This is a genomic window from Mycolicibacter sp. MU0102, from assembly GCF_963378105.1.
GTDB classification, from domain to species: Bacteria; Actinomycetota; Actinomycetes; order Mycobacteriales; family Mycobacteriaceae; genus Mycobacterium; species Mycobacterium holstebronense.
Genome location: NZ_OY726398.1, coordinates 1,796,015 through 1,815,277, shown reverse-complemented (window position 1 = coordinate 1,815,277; position 19,263 = coordinate 1,796,015). Strand labels below are relative to the sequence as shown.

The window sequence follows — 19,263 nt, the reverse complement described above, 5'->3', positions numbered from 1 at the left end:
CAAGGAGCATTGCGTTGACCACTGAGGCCGTAGATCAGGATCTGGCCAAAAAGCCAAGCAGCACAACCGAATCCGACCGGGTCCGGGTGATCCGCGAGGGGGTGGCGTCCTACCTCCCCGATATCGACTCCGACGAGACCTCCGAGTGGCTGGAGTCCTTCGACGAACTGCTGGCCCGGTCCGGTCCGGCCCGCGCCCGCTACCTGATGTTGCGACTGCTCGAACGCGCCGGCGAGCAGCGGGTGGCGATCCCCGCGCTCACCTCCACCGACTACGTCAACACCATCCCGACCGAACTGGAACCCTGGTTCCCCGGCGACGAGGAAACCGAGCGCCGCTACCGCAGCTGGATCCGCTGGAACGCCGCGGTGATGGTGCACCGCGCGCAGCGCCCCGGAGTGGGAGTCGGCGGGCACATCTCGACCTACGCGTCGTCGTCGACGCTCTATGAAGTCGGCTTCAACCACTTCTTCCGCGGCAAGGACCATCCCGGCGGTGGCGACCAGGTGTTCATCCAGGGCCACGCCTCCCCCGGCATCTACGCGCGCGCCTTCCTCGAGGGCCGCCTCAGCACCCACGACCTCGACGGCTTCCGTCAGGAGCACAGCCACCCGGGCGGCGGCCTGCCGTCCTACCCGCATCCGCGGCTGATGCCCGACTTCTGGGAGTTCCCCACGGTGTCGATGGGCCTGGGCCCGATGAACGCGATCTACCAGGCCCGGTTCAACCACTACCTGCACGACCGTGGCATCAAGGACACCTCTGATCAGCACGTGTGGTGCTTCTTGGGCGACGGCGAGATGGACGAGCCGGAGAGCCGCGGACTGCTGCACGTCGGCGCGCTGGAGGGCCTGGACAACCTGACGTTCGTGGTCAACTGCAACCTGCAGCGCCTGGACGGCCCGGTGCGCGGCAACGGCAAGATCATCCAGGAGCTGGAATCGTTCTTCCGCGGTGCGGGCTGGAACGTGATCAAGGTGGTGTGGGGCCGCGAGTGGGATGCCCTGCTGCACGCCGACCGCGACGGCGCCTTGGTCAACCTGATGAACGTCACCCCCGACGGCGACTATCAGACCTACAAGGCCAACGACGGCGGCTACGTGCGGGAGCACTTCTTCGGCCGCGACCCGCGCACCAAGGCGCTCGTGCAGAACCTGTCCGATCAGGACATCTGGCACCTCAAGCGCGGTGGACACGACTACCGCAAGGTCCACGCCGCCTACCGCGCGGCCATCGAGCACAAGGGCCAGCCCACCGTCATCCTGGCCAAGACCATCAAGGGCTACAGCCTGGGCAGCTACTTCGCCGGCCGTAACGCCACCCACCAGATGAAGAAGTTCCGGCTGCAAGACCTCAAGGACTTCCGCGACGAGATGCGGATTCCGATCCCGGACGCCGAACTCGAGGAGAACCCGTACCTGCCGCCGTACTACCACCCCGGCGAGAACGCACCCGAGATCCGTTACCTGCTGGATCGGCGACGTGCCCTGGGCGGCTTTGTGCCGCACCGCCGCACCCAGGCCAAAACGGTGGAACTGCCGGGCTCGCAGGCCTACGCGGCGGTCAAGAAGGGTTCGGGCAACCAGGAGGTCGCCACCACCATGGCGACCGTGCGGGTGTTCAAAGAGTTGTTGCGGGACAAGCAGTTAGGCCCACGCCTGGTGCCGATCATCCCCGATGAGGCCCGCACGTTCGGGATGGACTCGTGGTTCCCGTCGTTGAAGATCTACAACCGCAACGGCCAGCTCTACACCTCGGTGGATGCCGACCTGATGCTGGCCTACAAGGAAAGCGAAGTCGGCCAGATCCTGCACGAGGGCATCAACGAAGCCGGCTCGACGGCCTCGTTCACCGCGGTCGGGACGTCGTATGCCACCCACGACGAGCCGATGATCCCGATCTACATCTTCTATTCGATGTTCGGCTTCCAGCGCACCGGCGACGGCCTGTGGGCAGCGGCCGATCAGATGGCACGCGGCTTCGTGCTGGGGGCTACCGCGGGACGCACCACGCTGACCGGTGAGGGGCTACAGCACGCCGACGGCCACTCACTGTTGTTGGCGTCCACCAACCCGGCGGTGGTCTCCTACGATCCCGCGTTCGCCTACGAGGTCGCCCACATCATCGAAAGCGGCCTGCACCGCATGTACGGGCCGAATCCGGAGAACGTGTATTTCTACGTCACGCTCTACAACGAGCCTTACGTGCAGCCGGCCGAGCCCGACGGTTTCGATCCCGAAGGTCTGTTGCGCGGCATCTACCGCTTCCGCAAGGCCGCCGAACCGCGGTCGAACACCGCGCAGATCCTGGCCTCGGGGGTGGCGGTGCCCGAGGCGCTGCGGGCCGCCGACATGTTGGCAGCCGACTGGGATGTGGCCGCCGACGTGTGGTCGGTGACCAGCTGGGGTGAGCTCAACCGGGACGGTGTGGCCATCGAGCGCGAGCGGCTGCGGCACCCCGAGCACCCGGCCGCGGTGCCGTACGTGACCCAGGCGCTGGCGGACGCCACCGGCCCGGTCGTCGCGGTGTCGGACTGGATGCGTGCGGTGCCCGAGCAGATCCGGCCGTGGGTGCCCGGCAACTACGTCACCCTGGGCACCGACGGGTTCGGGTTCTCCGACACTCGTCCGGCCGCGCGCCGCTACTTCAACACCGACGCCGAGTCGGTGGTGGTGGCGGTGCTGGCGGCGCTGGGCCGCGACGGGGTCATCGACCCGTCCGTGGCGGTGACGGCGGCGACGCGGTACCAGATCGACGACGTGTTGGCGGCCCCCGAGCAGACGTCGGATTCCGGGGTGGCCTAGCGAGCCTCCCTAACCGCCGGGTTGTCAGTTGTGTCTAGAAAATAGGCGTAGCTTTTAGGCATGGTTGACAACCCGGCGGGCCCCGTCCTGCCGCGCTCGACGCTGGATCTGCTCAGCGCCGTCCCGGACACCCTGCTGCGCCGGCTCAAGCACTACTCGGGCCGGCTGGCCACCGAAGCGGTGTCGATGATGGGCGACCGGTTGCCGTTCTTCGCCGACCTGGAGGCCTCCCAGCGCGCCAGCGTGGCACTGGTGGTGCAGACGGCGGTGGTCAACTTCGCCGAGTGGATGCACGACCCGCACGGCAACGTCAGCCACACGGCGCAGGCGTTCGAGTTGGTCCCCCAGGACCTGACCCGCCACATCGCGCTGCGGCACACCGTGGACATGGTGCGGGTCACCATGGAGTTCTTCGAGGAGGTCGTGCCGCTGCTGGCCCGCTCCGAGGAGCAGGTGACCGCACTGACGGTCGGCATCCTCAAATACAGCCGGGATCTGGCGTTCACCGCCGCCTCCGCCTACGCCGACGCCGCCGAAGCCCGGGGCACCTGGGATTCGCGGATGGAGGCCAGCGTCGTGGACGCCGTGGTCCGCGGCGACACCGGTCCAGAATTGCTGAGCCGCGCAGCCGCGCTGAACTGGGACACCACCGCCCCCGCCACCGTCGTGGTGGGCACCGCACCCCCGGGCCCGGACGCCTACGCCGGACAGAAAGCCAGCCAAGACGTCCGCGATGTCGCAGAACACCACGGCCGGGCGGCATTGACCGACGTGCACGGCACCTGGCTGGTGGCCATCGTGTCTGGCCCGCTGACGCCCACCCAGAAGTTCCTCGCCGACCTGCTCGGTGCGTTCTCCGACGGACCGGTGGTGATCGGGCCGACCGCGCCGACGCTGACCGCCGCCTATCACAGTGCCAGCGAAGCGATCTCAGGGATGAACGCCGTCGTCGGCTGGACCGGGGCACCGCGGCCGGTGCTGGCACGTGAGCTGCTTCCGGAGCGGGCACTGATCGGGGATGCGTCGGCGATCGCGGCCCTGCACACCGATGTGATGCGCCCGCTGGCCGAGGCCGGGCCCACGCTCACCGAGACCCTGGATGCGTATTTGGACTGTGGCGGCGCGATCGAGGCGTGCGCCCGCAAGTTGTTCGTTCATCCAAACACCGTCCGTTACCGACTCAAGCGAATCGCCGACTTCACCGGACGCGATCCGGCCGTGCCGCGCGATGCCTATGTCCTGCGGGTTGCCGCCACGGTCGGGAGGTTGGCCAACCAGGCGCAGCACGCCAGTTTCAGCAGTGCAAACGTGACCTACGCCGCCCCGCCGCTGCCCTCCAGTGCTCCCGATGAACCTCAGGTCAGCCCGGAGGAGTGATCTGCCGGGGGTAGCCCGGGCACGTACAGGTGCACACCGCCGGCGGACAGTTGTCGCAGTTCGGTATCGAACACGTCGCATCGAGCGGCAGGTTTGTAGGGTCTCCACAAAAACATAAGACAATGTTCATAATCTAGGACATCCTGCAAATCGCGCTTCACAATGTTCTCTTAAAGACGTGATTGCTTTGCTCGCTCCCGGACAGGGATCTCAGACCCCCGGCATGCTCTCGCCGTGGCTCCAGGCGCCCGACGCCGATGCCGCCCGCGAGCAGTTGGCCGCTTGGTCGGAGATCGCAAGCCTGGATCTGATCGCGCTGGGCACCACCGCGACCGCCGAAGAGATCACCGACACCGCGGTCACCCAGCCGCTGGTGGTGGCGGCGACCCTGCTGGCCTACGCCGAGCTGGTCAAGCGGCGCAACGGCCCGGTGAGCGGCAACGATGTGATCGTGGCCGGCCACTCCGTCGGTGAGATCGCCGCCTACGCGATCGCCGGCGTCATCTCCCCCGACGACGCCGTCATGCTGGCCGCCACCCGCGGCCGCGAGATGGCAAAGGCCTGCGCACTCGAGCCGACCGGCATGGCCGCTCTGCTCGGCGGCGACGAGGCCGAGGTGCTGGCCCGCCTCGAGCAGCTCGACCTGACCCCGGCCAATCGCAACGCGGTCGGCCAGATCGTGGCGGCCGGCCCGCTGCCGGCACTGGACAAGCTCGCCGAAGACCCGCCCGCCAAGGCCCGGGTCCGCAAGCTGGCCACCGCCGGGGCGTTCCACACCCAGTACATGGCACCGGCGCTGGAGGCCTACGCCGCCGCCGTCGAGCAGGTCAAGGCCGCCGGAGTATCGGAGCCCACCGCCACCTTGCTGTCCAACCGCGACGGCCAGCCGGTGGCATCGGCGGCCGAGGCACTGGAGCACCTGGTCGGGCAGCTGACCCGGCCGGTGCGCTGGGACCTGTGCACCGAAACGCTCCGCGCCCGCGAGGTCACGGCGATCGTGGAGTTCCCGCCCGCCGGCACCCTGGCAGGCATCGCCAAACGCGAACTTCGGGGGACCCCGACGCACGCCGTCAAGTCCCCCGCAGATCTGGACGGACTGCCCGAGTTCTAGAGTCCGCTTCCAAACTGCACAACCAGATACCCAGTAATTACCCCCGCACACCCCGTGCGGATCCAACCGAAGGGAAACACAGTGCCTGCAAGTCAGGAAGAAATCATCGCCGGTCTCGCCGAGATCATCGAAGAGGTGACCGGTATCGAGCCTTCGGAGGTCACCCTCGAGAAGTCCTTCGTTGACGACCTGGACATCGACTCGCTGTCGATGGTGGAGATCGCCGTTCAGACCGAAGACAAGTACGGCGTGAAGATCCCCGACGAAGACCTCGCCGGTCTGCGCACCGTCGGTGACGTGGTGGGCTACATCCAGAAGCTCGAGGCCGAGAACCCCGAGGCTGCCGCCGCGCTGCGCGAGAAGTTCGGTTCCGAGAGCTAATCGTGTCCTCCAAGCCTTCTACGGCCAACGGCGGTTACCCGAATGTCGTGGTAACCGCCGTTGAGGCCACCACTTCAATCGGCGCCGACATCGAAAGCACGTGGAAGGGCCTGCTCGCCGGCGAGAGCGGCATCCGTGTGCTTGAGGACGATTTCGTCTCCAAGTGGGACCTGCCGGTCAAGATCGGCGGGCACCTCAAGGACCCGGTCGACGACCACATGGGCCGGCTGGACCTGCGACGGATGTCGTACGTCCAGCGGATGGCCAAACTGCTCGCCGGGCGGTTGTGGGAGAACGCCGGATCGCCAGAGGTCGACCCGGACCGCTTCACGGTCGTCGTCGGCACCGGGCTCGGTGGCGGCGAGAAGATCGTCGAGACCTATGACCTGATGAACGAGGGTGGCCCCCGCAAGGTGTCGCCGCTGGCCGTTCAGATGATCATGCCCAACGGTGCTGCCGCGGTGGTCGGCTTGCAGCTCGGCGCCCGTGCCGGCGTCATCACCCCGGTGTCGGCCTGTTCCTCGGGATCGGAAGCCATCGCGCACGCGTGGCGTCAGATCGTCATGGGCGACGCGGACTTCGCGGTCTGCGGCGGTGTCGAGGGCGGCATCGAGGCCCTGCCGATCGCGACGTTCTCGATGATGCGGGCCATGTCGACCCGCAACGACGACCCCGAGGGCGCCTCGCGGCCGTTCGACAAGGACCGGGACGGCTTCGTGTTCGGTGAGGCCGGCGCGCTGATGATCATCGAGACCGAAGAGCACGCCAAGGCTCGCGGCGCCAAGCCGCTGGCCCGGTTGATGGGTGCCGGAATCACTTCCGACGCCTTCCACATGGTGGCTCCCGGTCCCGACGGCAAGCGGGCGGGCTTCGCGATGAAGCGGTCGATGGAGCTGGCGGGCATCTCCGCCAAGGACATCGACCACATCAACGCGCACGGAACCGCCACTCCGATCGGTGACACCGCCGAGGCGAACGCGATCCGGGAAGCCGGTTGCCAGCACGCCGCGGTGTACGCACCCAAGTCGGCGCTGGGCCACTCCATTGGGGCGGTCGGGGCGCTGGAGTCGGCGCTGACGGTGCTCTCGCTGCGTGACGGGGTCATCCCGCCGACGCTGAACTACGAGACACCCGACCCCGAGATCGATTTGGACATCGTCGCGGGCGAGCCCCGTTACGGTGACTACAAGTACGCGATCAACAACTCATTCGGATTCGGCGGGCACAACGTCGCGCTCGCCTTTGGGCGGTACTGACACCGGATAGCGAAAGGGAAGTTCGCAAAGCCATGTCATCGTTGGCAACGGGAAAGGGTCTCCCCAACGTTGTCGTCACTGGCTACGCCATGACGACGGCTTTGGCCGCGGACGGGGAGAACACCTGGAAGAAGCTGCTGGACGGGCAGAGCGGCATTCGCACGCTCACCGATTCGTTCGTCGAGCAATATGACCTGCCGGTTCGCATCGGCGGGCATCTCGTCGAGAGCCCAGAGTCGTTCGACGAAGGGCTGAACCGGACCGAGCTGCGACGGCTTTCCTATTTGCAGAAGGTTGCTTTGGTGCTGAGCCGGCGTGCCTGGGAGCACGCCGGCTCACCCGAAGTCGACACCCGGCGCCTCATGGTCTCGATCGGCACCGGAATGGGCTCCAGCGAGGAGCTCGTCTGGGCCTATGACGGTATGCGTGAACGGGGCCTTCGAGCGGTCTCGCCGTTGGTCGTGCAGAAGTACATGCCCAACGGAGCGGCCGCTGCTGTCGGACTGGACCGCCAGGCCAAAGCCGGGGTGATCACCCCGATCTCGGCCTGTGCGTCCGGCGCCGAGGGCATCGCCCACGCCTGGCAGCAGATCGTGCTCGGCGAAGCCGACATGGCGATCTGCGGTGGTGTGGAAACCCGGATCGAAGCGGTGCCGATCGCGGGATTCGCCCAGATGCGCATCGTGCTGTCCACCGACAACGACAACCCGGAGGGCGCCTGCCGCCCGTTCGACCGCGACCGCAGCGGCTTCGTGTTTGGCGAGGGCGGCGCGCTGATGGTGATCGAGACCGAGGAGCATGCCAAGGCACGCGGGGCCAACATCCTCGCGCGGGTCATGGGTGCGTCGATAACCTCGGACGGCTACCACATCGTCGCGCCGGACCCGGACGGTCAGAGTGCAGGTCGGGCCATGACGAGGGCGATCCAGATCGCTGACCTGACACCCGGCGACATCAGCCACGTCAACGCCCACGCCACCGGTACCTCGGTGGGCGACGTGGCAGAGGGCCACGCCATCAACCTGGCCCTGGGCCCGCACGGCGGCAACGCCGCGGTGTACGCGCCCAAGGCAGCACTCGGCCACTCGGTCGGTGCGGTCGGCGCGGTCGAGTCCATCCTGACCGTGATGGCACTGCGTGACCAGGTCATCCCGCCGACGCGGAACCTGGAGAATCTCGATCCCGAGATCGACCTGGATGTGGTGGCCGGCGAGCCACGACCGGGCAACTACGAGTACGCCGTCAATAACTCATTCGGGTTTGGCGGGCACAACGTCGCGATCGTCTTCGGCCGGGCCTGAAACCGCCACCGCAAGACCCGCGATCAAAAGACCAAGGAGAGGCGCGATGACGACTATGGCTCCCGAGACGGTGGGCGAATCGCTCGACCCGCGCGATCCCCTGCTGCGCCTGTCGACGTTCTTCGACGACGGCACGGTGGAATTGCTGCACGAGCGTGACCGCTCCGGGGTGCTGGCCGCCGGCGGGACCGTCAACGGCGTGCGCACCATCGCGTTCTGCACCGACGGCACCGTGATGGGCGGCGCCATGGGCATCGAGGGCTGCGATCACATCGTCAACGCCTACGACACCGCCATCGCCGAGCAGAGCCCGATCGTGGGCCTGTGGCACTCGGGCGGTGCCCGGTTGGCCGAGGGCGTGCGAGCCCTGCACGCGGTCGGACGGGTCTTCGAGGCCATGATCCGGGCTTCCGGATTCGTCCCGCAGATCTCGATCGTGGTTGGTTTTGCCGCCGGCGGCGCCGCCTACGGTCCGGCCCTGACCGACGTCATCGTGATGGCACCGGAGGGCCGGGTGTTCGTCACCGGTCCCGACGTGGTGCGCAGCGTGACCGGTGAGGACGTCGATATGGCCGCGCTCGGTGGCCCCGACACCCACCACAAGAAGTCCGGCGTGTGCCACATCGTCGCCGACGACGAGCTCGACGCCTACGAGCGGGGCCGCCGTCTGGTCGGGTTGTTCTGCCAGCAGGGTCATTTCGACCGCAACAAGGCCGAGGCGGGCGAGATCGACCTGCACGCACTGCTGCCGGAGTCGGCGCGGCGCGCCTATGACGTGCACCCGCTGGTGAACGGACTGCTCGACGCCGACGCACCCTTCGATGAGTTCCAGGCCAAGTGGGCGCCGTCGATGGTGGTCGGGCTGGGCCGGTTGTCGGGCCGCACCGTCGGGGTGCTGGCCAACAACCCGCTGCGGCTGGGCGGCTGCCTGAACTCCGAGAGCGCCGAGAAGGCGGCACGTTTTGTGCGGCTGTGCGACGCGTTCGGGATTCCGCTGATCGTGATCGTCGACGTGCCGGGCTACCTGCCGGGTGTCGGCCAGGAATGGGGTGGCGTAGTGCGCCGCGGCGCCAAGCTGCTGCACGCGTTCGGTGAGGCCACCGTCCCCCGCGTCACGCTGGTGACCCGCAAGACCTACGGCGGGGCTTACATCGCGATGAACTCGCGCTCGTTGGGCGCCACCAAGGTGTTCGCCTGGCCGGACGCCGAGGTCGCGGTGATGGGCGCCAAGGCCGCTGTCGGCATCCTGCACAAGAAGAAGCTGGCCGCCGCGCCCGATCACGAGCGCGAGGCGCTGCACGAGGAGCTGGCCGCCGAGCACGAGCGGATCGCCGGCGGGGTGGACAGCGCCATCGACATCGGCGTGGTCGACGAGAAGATCGACCCCTCGCACACCCGCGGCAAGATCACCCAGGCATTGGCTGAGGCGCCCGCCCGTCGCGGCCGCCACAAGAACATCCCGCTGTAGCCCGTCATCTCCGCGAGCTGGGGGCACCTCCCGCTCGCGAGCGTGCGTGTTTGCGCCGCGACACGCCGTTCTTCGGCGTACAACTGCGCACGCTCGCGCCAGCAGCCAATGGGCCCGAATCGCCATCCGCCGGCCGACATCTGGCGAATACTCCATTCCCATGGAGTCATTCGACGAGACATCGCAAGTCAGCACCGGTGAGTCCGAGACCGATGACGGCCGACCTCGCGCCATGTTGCGACGACGCCAGATATTGGGCGGCCTAGCGGCGTTGGGGGTGGGCGGCGCCGGCGTCTCGGCACTGGCCGGCTGCGAAAGCAAAGGCAGCGGCGGTGAGACTGCCGGCGCCCCTGGTTATGGCACCGGGATCAACGACGGGTTCAACGGCAAGATCGAACTCGACGTGCGCGATTCGCAGCCCGACTGGGGTCCTTTCGAGCTCAAACATGCTCCCCAGGACGCGCCCAACGTGCTGGTAGTGCTCTACGACGACACCGGAATGGCGTCCTGGTCGCCGTACGGCGGGGCAATCGACATGCCCGTCATGCAGCGCCTTGCCGACAACGGCCTGACGTACTCGCAGTGGCACACCACCGCGCTGTGTTCACCGACCCGATCCTGCGTCTTGACCGGCCGCAACCACCACGTGAACCGCTTCGCCTCAATCACCGAGGGATCCGACGGCTTCCCCGGCGCGGCGGCCCGCCTGCCCGCACAGTGCGCGACGATCGGGCAGGTGCTCCAGGACAACGGGTACAGCACGTTCTGGGTCGGCAAGAACCACAACGTTCCCGAAGAAGACGTGTCCAGCGGGGGCAGCAAATCCGAATGGCCACTGCAGAAGGGCTTCGACCGGTTCTACGGCTTTCTCGGCGGAGAAACCAACCAGTGGTACCCCGATCTGGTCGAGGACAACCGATTCATCGAACAGCCCTACAGCCCGGAAGACGGCTACCACCTGTCGAAAGACCTCGCCGACAACGCGCTTCGCATGCTGCGCGACCAACGCTCCAGCAATCCGTCCAAACCCTGGTACATGTGGTTCTGCCCTGGCGCCAATCACGCCCCGCACCACAGCCCGACCGAGTACGCCGAGAAGTACCGCGGCAAGTTCGATAACGGCTACGAGGCGTACCGGGAGTGGGTGCTGGCCCGGATGATCGACAAGGGCATCATGCCCAAGGGCACCCGACTGACGCCGCTGAATCCCCTTCCCGACGATGTCGCGTTGCCGGCCGATGCGGTACGGCCGTGGAATTCGCTCAATGCCGACGAGAAACGACTGTTCTCCCGGATGGCCGAGGTCTTCGCCGGATTCTCCGAATACACCGACGCGCAAGTGGGCCGCATCGTCGACTACCTCGAGCACACCGGCCAGTTGGACAACACGCTGATCTTCTACTGCGCCGACAACGGCGCCTCCGGCGAAGGCTCCCCCAACGGCTCGGTCAACGAGAACAAATTCTTCAACGGCTACCCCGATGACCTAGCCGAGAACATGCGCTACCTCGACACGCTGGGCACCCCCGCCACCTACAACCACTATCCGACCGGCTGGGCGGCTGCGTTCTCCACACCGTTTCAGATGTTCAAGCGGTACTCGCAGTTCTCCGGCGGCACCTGCGACCCCATGGTGATCCACTGGCCCGCCGGCATCAAAGCCAAAGGCCAAGTGCGCCATCAGTACCACCACGCCACCGACATCATGCCGACCATCCTCGATGCGGCCGGCATCCCGATGCCCGGGGAGTATCGCGGCGTCAAGCAGTACCCGCTCAACGGGGTCTCGATGCGCTACAGCTTCGACTCCCCCGATGCGCCCACCGCCAAGAAGCGGCAGTACTACGCCATGCTGGGCACTCGCGGAATCTGGGAGGACGGCTGGAAGGCCTCTACGCTGCATGCACCGATCAGCGGCAAAGGTCATTTCGATCAGGACCGCTGGGAGCTCTACCACGTCGACGAAGATCGGTCCGAATCCACGAACGTTGCCGACCAACATCCCGACAAGCTCAAGGCACTCATCGACGCATGGCACGTGGAGGCCAAGGACAACTACGTCCTGCCGCTGGACGACCGCACGGCAACCGAGTTGCTCACCATCACCCGGCCGCAGTTCGAACCACCGCGCGATCGCTACACCTACTACCCGGATACCGCTCCGGTCCCGGAAGGCGTAGCAGCCAACATCCGCGGGCGGTCCTACAAGATCGTGGCGAACGTCGATCTGGCCCGCGACGCCCAAGGGGTGCTCTTTGCCCACGGATCCCGGTTCGGCGGGCATGTGCTGTTCATCAAGGACGGCAAGCTGCACTACGTGTACAACTTCCTCGGCATCAAGCCCGAGCAGGAGTTCGTCTCGCGGCCACTGACGCCCGGCAAGCACACCCTCGGCATGGAATTCGTCCGCAAGGAAGCGGGTAAATACGGCGAATCCCTCGGCACCACCACGCTTTACGTTGACGGCAACCCCGCGGACACGGGTCCGATGCGCGCTCAGCTGGGCAAGTTCACCCTCGCCGGCGACGGCCTGTGTGTCGGATACGACAGTGGCGACAACGTCTCCGACCAATACCAGAACCCGGGCACCTTCACCGGCGGCAGCATCCAGGCCGTCGTCATCGACGTCAGTGGCGAGGGCTTCGCCGATCTACAGCGGGAAGCGGCAGCGGCACTGGCGCGGGACTGACCGGGATCACCTGGTGGTGTAGCCGCCGTTGGCGAAGACGGTCTGTCCGGTGATCCAGTGGCCGCCGTCGAGCAGAAACAGGACCAGCGGCGCGATGTCCTCGATCTGGGTCAACCGATTGCCCATCGCCTGCGACTTGTGGAACTCGACGCGCTCGGGGGTCTCCTGCGGGTAGAAGAAGGGCGTGTCCATCGGCCCGGGCGCGACGCTGTTGACATTGATCCCCCGGGTCCCGAATTCCTTGGCCGCAGCGCGGGTGAAGTGCTCGACCGGACTCTTGGAGCCGGCATAGGTGGAGTAGCCGTCGGTGAACGCCCCCAGCAGCGCGGTCACGATCGTCACCACCGAGCCGTTGTCGTTGAGGCGCTTACCGGCCTCCTGCAAAAAGAAGTACGCGGACTTGGCGTTGATGTCGAACATCGAGTCGTACTCGGCTTCGGTGGTCTCCAACATGGGCTTTCGCAGCACCTTGCCGACGGTGTTAACCGCGAAGTCCAAGCCGCCGAAGGCGTCCACCGCGGCGTCGAAGAGGGAGGTGACATTGGCCGGAACGGTCAGGTCGCCCTGCACCTTGATGGCCTTGGCGCCGGCGTCCTGCACCGCAGCCACGGTCTTGTCGGCGTCGGGCTCCGAGCTGTCGCTGTTGTAGTGCACCGCGACGTTGACACCGTGCGAGGCCAGCGTGGTGCTGATCAGTCCGCCCAGGTTCTTGGCCCCCGCGGCCACCACTGCCGATTTTCCGGTCAAGTCACTCATGGAAGTCCCCTTCTGTCTCTGAACACGAAACTAACCGGCCACCATACAAATGAGAAACAGAGTTATACGCGGGATCGACAAATGTCATTTGTAGTTAGCATGGGCCGATGCTCCCGGTCCCGGACCTTCGCCGCCTGACCCACTTCATCGCCGTCGCCGAGTCCGCCGGCTTCACCAGCGCCGCCACACAGCTGCACCTCTCACAGCAGGCGTTGTCGCATTCGGTGCAGCAGCTGGAGAAGGAGATCGGCGTGACGCTGCTGGTGCGTGCCGGGCGCCGCGTCACCTTGACCGCTGCCGGCCAGACCCTGCTGGACGAGGGCCGCGCGCTGTTGGCGGCGGCTCGAACCCTCACAGCGCACACGCGGGCCGCGGCCAGCGCCCAACCGGATGAGTTCGTGATCGGGCACTCCCCTGCGATCAGCAATCACGACGTCTACGCCCTGATCGAACCGGCGATCAACGCCTCGCCCGACACATCGTTCACGGTCGTGCAGCTGTTTCCCGATCGGCTGACCGCCGGGGTGCGCGACGGCACCGTGCAGTTGGGGCTGCGCCGCGCCGTGGTGCCCCAGGACCGACTGGCCGGCGCGGTGATCGGCTACGACCCGCTGCGGATCGCCGTGCCCGCCGATCACCCGCTGGCGGCGCGGTCCCGTATCCGCATCGCCGATCTCGCCGACGAACTGATCGCGCTGTGGGCGCCGCCCGGCGCGTCCTACTACAGCGACTTTCTGATCAACGCCTGCCGGCGTGCCGGATTCGAGCCGCAATATCGGGTCAGCCGGGTGCAGGGCTGCCCGCCTGAGGTGGCGGCCCTGACCGAGAGCGCCGTCGCGTTCGTCACCGCACCGGCCGGCCGCACCCTCGACGGCACCGTCACCGTCGTCGATCTCGACGAGCCGCTGCTGGTGCCCCTGCAGGCGCTGTGGCAGCCCCACACCAGTTCAGCCGTGCGAGATCTCATCCTGCGTGGACGCCCTTGACAACCGGTACCCCCACCCCAGACAATTCATCGTGTGATGAATTAGTTGGTTGTGGCCGCCTGGAACCGGAAGGATTCCGATGCCCGGATATCTCGCCGCCTTAGCGCTCGCGCTCTGCCCCATCCTGGTCGTTGCTCGCCTGATCATGCTGCGCCGCAATGGAACCGACGCCATGCACTTCGGCAGCACAGATCGCAAGGACTTCCTGATTCCACCCTTCGCGCTGGTCTACTTCTATGTGGTGTTCGCCGGCGCCTTCGGGTGGCCGTTGGTGGGCTCCGAGCGGTTCTGGCGATCCGAAGCCATCTCGTGGGCCGCAGTCGCCTGCTGTTTCGCCGGCCTGCTGTTCGTCGTGTCGAGCCTGGTCGCTTTCGGCAGCAGCTTTCGCGTCGGCATCGACACCGACAATCCGGACAAGCTGGTGACCTCGGGAGTGTTCGCGATCAGCCGCAACCCCATCTATGTCGGGTTCGGGCTGGTACTGCTCGGCCAATTCCTGGCGTTCCCGAGCTGGATTCCGTTGATCTACCTGCTCGCCGGCGTGTGGCTGTTCAACCGTCAGGTGCTGCGCGAGGAAGCATTCATGCGGGAGCACTATGGCCGCGAGTACGCCGACTACTCCAGCCGAGTTCGCAGGTATCTGTAGGAATTCAGCCGTGGGCGAGGATCGCCGACAACGCGCGCTGCAGCGCGAAGTCGGGGTCGGCCGGCAGCGCGTCGGCGCGCCATCCCACGAAGTCGTCCGGGCGGATCAGCACCGCGCCGTCGGGCGCCAGTCCGGTGGCGCGGGCCCACCGTTTATCGGCGATCCGATGCACAGTCAGCGCGATACCCAGCGCCTTCGAGGTCTGCGTTGCGGCGGACCGCCACCGCTGCCCGTCACTGCCGGTCAGCACCGTGAAGCCCGGCCCCAGCAGGTCAAGAGTCGAAACCCGTTGTCCGCCATGCGTCAGCCACACATGCGGGACCCGGGTGCCGGGCTGGCCGTGCAGGTCGGACACCAATGAGACAGCGCTGGGGTCTGGCGGTGGCGGCTCATCGGTCAGCACCGCGGTGGACCAATACCGGTGGCCGATCAGCAGGGCGAACATCGGCTCCTCCTCGCCCGGCGAGAGACCCGATCCGGTGTCGTCGAGTCGCAACAACGGCAGCACCGGCCCGGTCAGCGATTGGCGGGCGCTGAAGCGCCCCACCGGGTGTCGTTCGGCGTGGTAGGTGTCCAGCAACAAAGGATCGGCCTTCCCCGCCAGTACGGCCGCCAGCTTCCAGGCCAGATTGTGCGCGCTCTGGATGGCACAGTTTGCACCACCGGCCTTGAACGGCGGCATGGCGTGGGCCGAGTCGCCGACGAGAAATACCCTGCCGCAGCGGAACTGGTTGGCAACCCGCTCGTAGGGCTGCCACGGCGTCACCTCGACGATCTCGATATCGATGTGCGCACCGATCGCCCGGGTGAGCAACTGGCGGCAGTGATCGGGGGTGAACTGCTCGGCGGTCTCGCCCCGCCCGGGCAGATAGGTGGTGAGGAACATGCCGAAGTCGTCGCGGACCGGCAGAAAGATGCCGTCCACATCGTCGTTGGCCACCTGAATGGCGTCACCGTCACCGAGTTGCGGAACGAACTGCCGCCAGGGGCCGCGAAAGTAGATGAATACGACGTAGATCGGCAACGCCCCGTGCCCAGAGGTCGGTATGCCAAGCGCCTCGCGTGCCGGGCTGCGCACACCGTCGGCGGCGATCAGGTAGTCGGCGCGCACCACCTCGGTGCTGCCGGTGTCGAGGTTGCGCACGACGGCGGTGACTCCGGTGTCGTCCTGCTCGAAGGAGCACAATTCGGTTCCGTAGCGAACCTCACTGCCCTGTCCGCGGATGTGTTCCAAGAGCATCGGTTCCAGTGCGCTTTGTGGGCAGTACTGCGCGGACGGCTCCGGGCTCGTACCGGCAAACGGCGCGAAGACCGCGTCGAGGTCAAAGGCACGCCTGTCCTGGGCGCTGGTGAGCGTGGTCTTGGTGAGCATGTCCGACACACCGTCAGCCACCGCGTGCACCTGGTCCGCCAGACCCAGGCCGCGCAGGATCTCCAGGCTGCGAAAGCTCAGGTTGCGGGCTTTGGGATAGATGAAGATCTCGCGACGTTTCTCGATCACAAGAGAGCGCACGCCGTGTTTGGCCAGCAGCGCGCAGGCACTCAGGCCGCCCGCGCCCGCGCCGACGATCAGTACCGGGACTCGGTTGTCAGTCATCGCCACCTCCGGCCATAAACGGAACTGATTAGTTCCGCCTAATCCAATGTGGCACGCTCCGATGCTGGGCGCAACCGGCTACGGAGATGGATTGCCGGCGAGCGGAAGGATGACGTCCTCCAATACGCGCCGGAAAAAGACGCGGTCGACGGGGCGGCCGGTCATCACCCGCAGCACATTGAGGCCCAACGCCACATCGGGAATCAGACTCAGGTCGCGACCGGCCGGGATCTCGCCGCGCGCCCTCGCCTGATCGAGCAGCACCCGTACCACGTGGCGCGGCGGGTCGAGCACCAGATCGTCCAGCGCTGCCGCCAGCACCGGATTGTGCATCGCCGCCGTCGCGACTCCGACGACGACTTTCATTGTTTCCATTCCCGATTCGTCGAACTCGGGTGCCGCGGCAACCAGCGCGTCGATGTCACCGCGCAGGCTGCCGGTGTTGGGCGGCTCGACCGGCCCCTGCCGTCTACGCCAGTGCGCGATCGCATCGGCCACCACCACCTCTTTCGACGGCCAGCGCCGATAGATCGCAGCCTTGCCGACACCGGCGCGAGCCGCGATGTCGTCCATGCTCAACCGGTCATAGCCCACCTCGGCCACACCCTGCAGCGCCGCATCGAGGATCGCGGGGTCGCGGGTCCGGTCAAGGCGTCCCGGGCTTCGCCCCGGTCTCGATGCGGGCGCGGGTTCCTGGGCTCCCATAACGCGCCAGCCTAGTCGATACGAATCAGTTCCGTTATGGGTCGACTCAATCGAGAAACTCGCGTGCCACCGCCACGACCCGTTCGCGGTCTTCAGCCACCAGTCCGATCCGGGTCCGGCGATCCACGATGTCCTCAACGGTCAGCGCACCTTCGTGACTGACCGCGTACTCGAACTCGGCACGGATCACGTCGATGCCATCGGCCACCGCCGCTGCGGGCCGCTCGCAGGTGGCGGCGGCCAGCACGTTGGCCGCCTCCCCGCCATAGCGCAGCACCAACGACTCGGGCAGGGCACTCGTCGGCGACAGCTGCGGTCCCGGGTTGCCGGGCGCACCGATCAGCGGCATGTCCCGCGTGCGACACGGCGTGGCCGCCAGCGCACGCAGGCGCACGGCCCGGTCCAGCACGTCTTCGGCCATGTGCCGGTATTCGGTCAGCTTGCCCCCGATCACGCTGAACACCCCGGTCGCCGATTCGACGACGGCGTGATTGCGTGAGACGTCGGCGGTGCGGCCTTCTCCGGTATCGATCAGCGGTCGCAGCCCGGCGTAGGCGCCGCGGACATCGGCCGTGCTCAGCGCGGTGCCCAACGCGGTGTTGACGGTGTCCAACAGGAACGAGATCTCCGCCGAGGTGGGTTGCGGCACATCGGGAATCGGCCCGGGCGCATCTTCGTCGGTAAGGCCCAGGTACACCCGGCCGAGCTGTTCGGGCATGGCGAACACGAACCGGTTGAGCTCACCGGGGATCGGCACGGTCAGCGCGGCGGTCGGATTGCCGAAGGCGGCCGCGTCGAACACCAGGTGCGTTCCGCGACTCGGGCGCAACCGCAGTGCCGCGTCGATGTCAGCGGCCCAGACTCCGGTCGCGTTGATCACCGCCCGCGCGGTGACGTCGAACGACTCGCCCGAGATCTGGTCGGTCAGCCTTACCGTGTCGCCGGTGGCGTGCGATGCCGCCACGTAGGTCAAGATCGTCGCGCCGTGCTGGGCCGCGGTTCTGGCGACGGCCGTGACCAGGCGGGCGTCGTCGATCAATTGCCCGTCGTAGGCCAACAGGCCACCGTCGAGGCCGTCGCGGCGCACGGTCGGCGCCAGCCCCACGGCGTGCTCGGCGGAGACCCGTCGCGAGCGGGGCAACACCGTGGCCGGTGTGCCAGCCAACCGGCGCAGCGCGTCCCCGGCGAGAAACCCGGTGCGCACCAGGGCCCGGTCCCGCCGCGGCATCGACCCCAGCAGCGGGACCAGTTGCGGCATCGCCCGCACCAGGTGAGGCGCGTTGCGGGTCATCAGGATTCCGCGTTCGATGGCACTGCGCCGGGCAATGCCCACATTGCCGGTCGCCAGGTAGCGCAGCCCGCCGTGCACCAGTTTGGAGCTCCACCGGCTGGTTCCGAACGCCAGGTCTTGCTTGTCCACACACACCACCCGCAGGCCGCGGGTGGCCGCGTCCAGGGCGATGCCGGCGCCGGTGATGCCCGCGCCGATCACGACGACGTCAACGGGTGCGCCGTCGGCCAGTGCGGTCAGTTCGGCGGTGCGGCGGGCGGAGTTGAGGGCAGCGGTATCGGACATCAGGACAGGTACCTGTTCAGTGTGTAGGTCAGTTCGGTGGAGAGTGCGTCCTCGTCGAGGATCGACGCGACGACTTGCGCGGACTGAATAGCCGATTGGGTGATCAGCAGACACATGGCGGCGAGTTCACGCGGGTCGCCGGCTCGCACGCTGCCGGCGGCCTGGGCGCCGCCGAGTTCGCCGGCCACCAGATCGATCAGGCGCCGTTGGCTGGCCCCCATCCGCTGGGCGATGTAGACCATCGCCAGATCGGGTGCGTGGTGCAGCACCTGCATCACGACCTCGTCGTGGCGCAGCCGGGCCGCAACCGCGACGATCCGCGTCACCAGCGCCTCACGCCCGGTTCCCGGTTGCTCGAGTTCGGTCCAGGCCGCGGTGATCCGTGAGGTCAACAGTGCGGCGATCACCGAGCGGCTGTCCGACCACCGCCGATACACCGTGGGGCGACTCACCCCGGCGCGGCGCGCGATGGCCGCCAGGGTCACCCGCTCCATTCCCAATGCGAGCAGGCAGCTCGCGGCGGCATCGAGGATCCGCTCTCCGACCTCCACCTGCTCGTCATTACTGGTTGACAGCATGTGTAATACTGTAACGCATGACGCAGGCCGAT

General features: G+C 67.1%; 15 protein-coding genes. 10 read left to right on the top strand and 5 right to left on the bottom strand.

Features of this window, described 5'->3' with window-relative positions:
• Positions 1–14: 14 nt before the first annotated feature.
• The 8 genes from aceE (at position 15) to RCP37_RS08355 (ending at position 12,387) form a co-directional block, all read left to right on the top strand.
• Positions 15–2,804 (top strand): pyruvate dehydrogenase (acetyl-transferring), homodimeric type, encoded by a 2,790-nt coding sequence (aceE, locus tag RCP37_RS08390; protein WP_308486434.1) that lies wholly within the window; start codon positions 15–17, stop codon positions 2,802–2,804.
• A gap of 60 nt (positions 2,805–2,864) precedes the next feature.
• Positions 2,865–4,181: a PucR family transcriptional regulator gene (locus tag RCP37_RS08385; RefSeq protein WP_308486433.1), complete on the top strand. Its 1,317-nt coding sequence runs from the start codon at positions 2,865–2,867 to the stop codon at positions 4,179–4,181.
• A gap of 178 nt (positions 4,182–4,359) precedes the next feature.
• Entirely contained in the window at positions 4,360–5,292 is a 933-nt protein-coding gene (locus RCP37_RS08380) for an ACP S-malonyltransferase (RefSeq protein ID WP_308486432.1), read from the top strand.
• 81 nt (positions 5,293–5,373) lie between these two features.
• Positions 5,374–5,673 carry a meromycolate extension acyl carrier protein AcpM gene (acpM, locus tag RCP37_RS08375; protein WP_308486431.1) on the top strand — a complete coding sequence of 100 codons (300 nt, stop codon included), beginning with the start codon at positions 5,374–5,376 and terminating at the stop codon, positions 5,671–5,673.
• 2 nt (positions 5,674–5,675) lie between these two features.
• On the top strand, positions 5,676–6,929 hold the full coding sequence (gene kasA / locus RCP37_RS08370) for a 3-oxoacyl-ACP synthase KasA (protein WP_308486430.1): 1,254 nt from the start codon (positions 5,676–5,678) through the stop codon (positions 6,927–6,929).
• Positions 6,930–6,961: 32 nt separating this feature from the next.
• Entirely contained in the window at positions 6,962–8,230 is a 1,269-nt protein-coding gene (kasB, locus tag RCP37_RS08365) for a 3-oxoacyl-ACP synthase KasB (protein ID WP_308486429.1), read from the top strand.
• 46 nt (positions 8,231–8,276) lie between these two features.
• Positions 8,277–9,698: an acyl-CoA carboxylase subunit beta gene (locus RCP37_RS08360; RefSeq protein WP_308486428.1), complete on the top strand. Its 1,422-nt coding sequence runs from the start codon at positions 8,277–8,279 to the stop codon at positions 9,696–9,698.
• Between the two features lie 232 nt (positions 9,699–9,930).
• Complete coding sequence (locus RCP37_RS08355; RefSeq protein ID WP_308486994.1) at positions 9,931–12,387, top strand: arylsulfatase; 2,457 nt, start codon at positions 9,931–9,933, stop codon at positions 12,385–12,387.
• 6 nt (positions 12,388–12,393) lie between these two features.
• Here the strand turns inward: RCP37_RS08355 and RCP37_RS08350 are convergent, their stop codons facing one another.
• Complete coding sequence (locus RCP37_RS08350; RefSeq protein WP_308486427.1) at positions 12,394–13,143, bottom strand: SDR family oxidoreductase; 750 nt, start codon at positions 13,141–13,143, stop codon at positions 12,394–12,396.
• 107 nt (positions 13,144–13,250) lie between these two features.
• On the opposite strand from RCP37_RS08350, the gene RCP37_RS08345 reads away from it, so the two are divergent.
• Together RCP37_RS08345 and RCP37_RS08340 are read left to right on the top strand one after the other, a co-directional pair.
• Positions 13,251–14,129, top strand: a complete 879-nt coding sequence (locus RCP37_RS08345; RefSeq protein WP_308486426.1) for a LysR family transcriptional regulator — start codon at positions 13,251–13,253, stop codon at positions 14,127–14,129.
• A gap of 79 nt (positions 14,130–14,208) precedes the next feature.
• The gene (locus RCP37_RS08340) at positions 14,209–14,775 is read left to right on the top strand and encodes a methyltransferase family protein (RefSeq protein WP_308486425.1); all 567 of its coding nucleotides are present in this window, start codon (positions 14,209–14,211) and stop codon (positions 14,773–14,775) included.
• Positions 14,776–14,779: 4 nt separating this feature from the next.
• Here the strand turns inward: RCP37_RS08340 and RCP37_RS08335 are convergent, their stop codons facing one another.
• From RCP37_RS08335 to RCP37_RS08320, 4 genes are all read right to left on the bottom strand, one after another.
• On the bottom strand, positions 14,780–16,372 hold the full coding sequence (locus RCP37_RS08335) for an FAD-dependent monooxygenase (RefSeq protein ID WP_308486424.1): 1,593 nt from the start codon (positions 16,370–16,372) through the stop codon (positions 14,780–14,782).
• Between the two features lie 78 nt (positions 16,373–16,450).
• Positions 16,451–17,077: a TetR/AcrR family transcriptional regulator gene (locus RCP37_RS08330; RefSeq protein ID WP_308486423.1), complete on the bottom strand. Its 627-nt coding sequence runs from the start codon at positions 17,075–17,077 to the stop codon at positions 16,451–16,453.
• Positions 17,078–17,123: 46 nt separating this feature from the next.
• Positions 17,124–18,653, bottom strand: a complete 1,530-nt coding sequence (locus RCP37_RS08325; RefSeq protein WP_373693125.1) for a glycerol-3-phosphate dehydrogenase/oxidase — start codon at positions 18,651–18,653, stop codon at positions 17,124–17,126.
• A complete protein-coding gene (locus RCP37_RS08320; RefSeq protein WP_308486422.1) occupies positions 18,653–19,231 on the bottom strand; it encodes a TetR/AcrR family transcriptional regulator in 579 nt (192 codons plus the stop codon). The genes RCP37_RS08325 and RCP37_RS08320 overlap by 1 nt, the downstream gene beginning before the upstream one ends.
• Positions 19,232–19,263 lie beyond the last annotated feature (32 nt).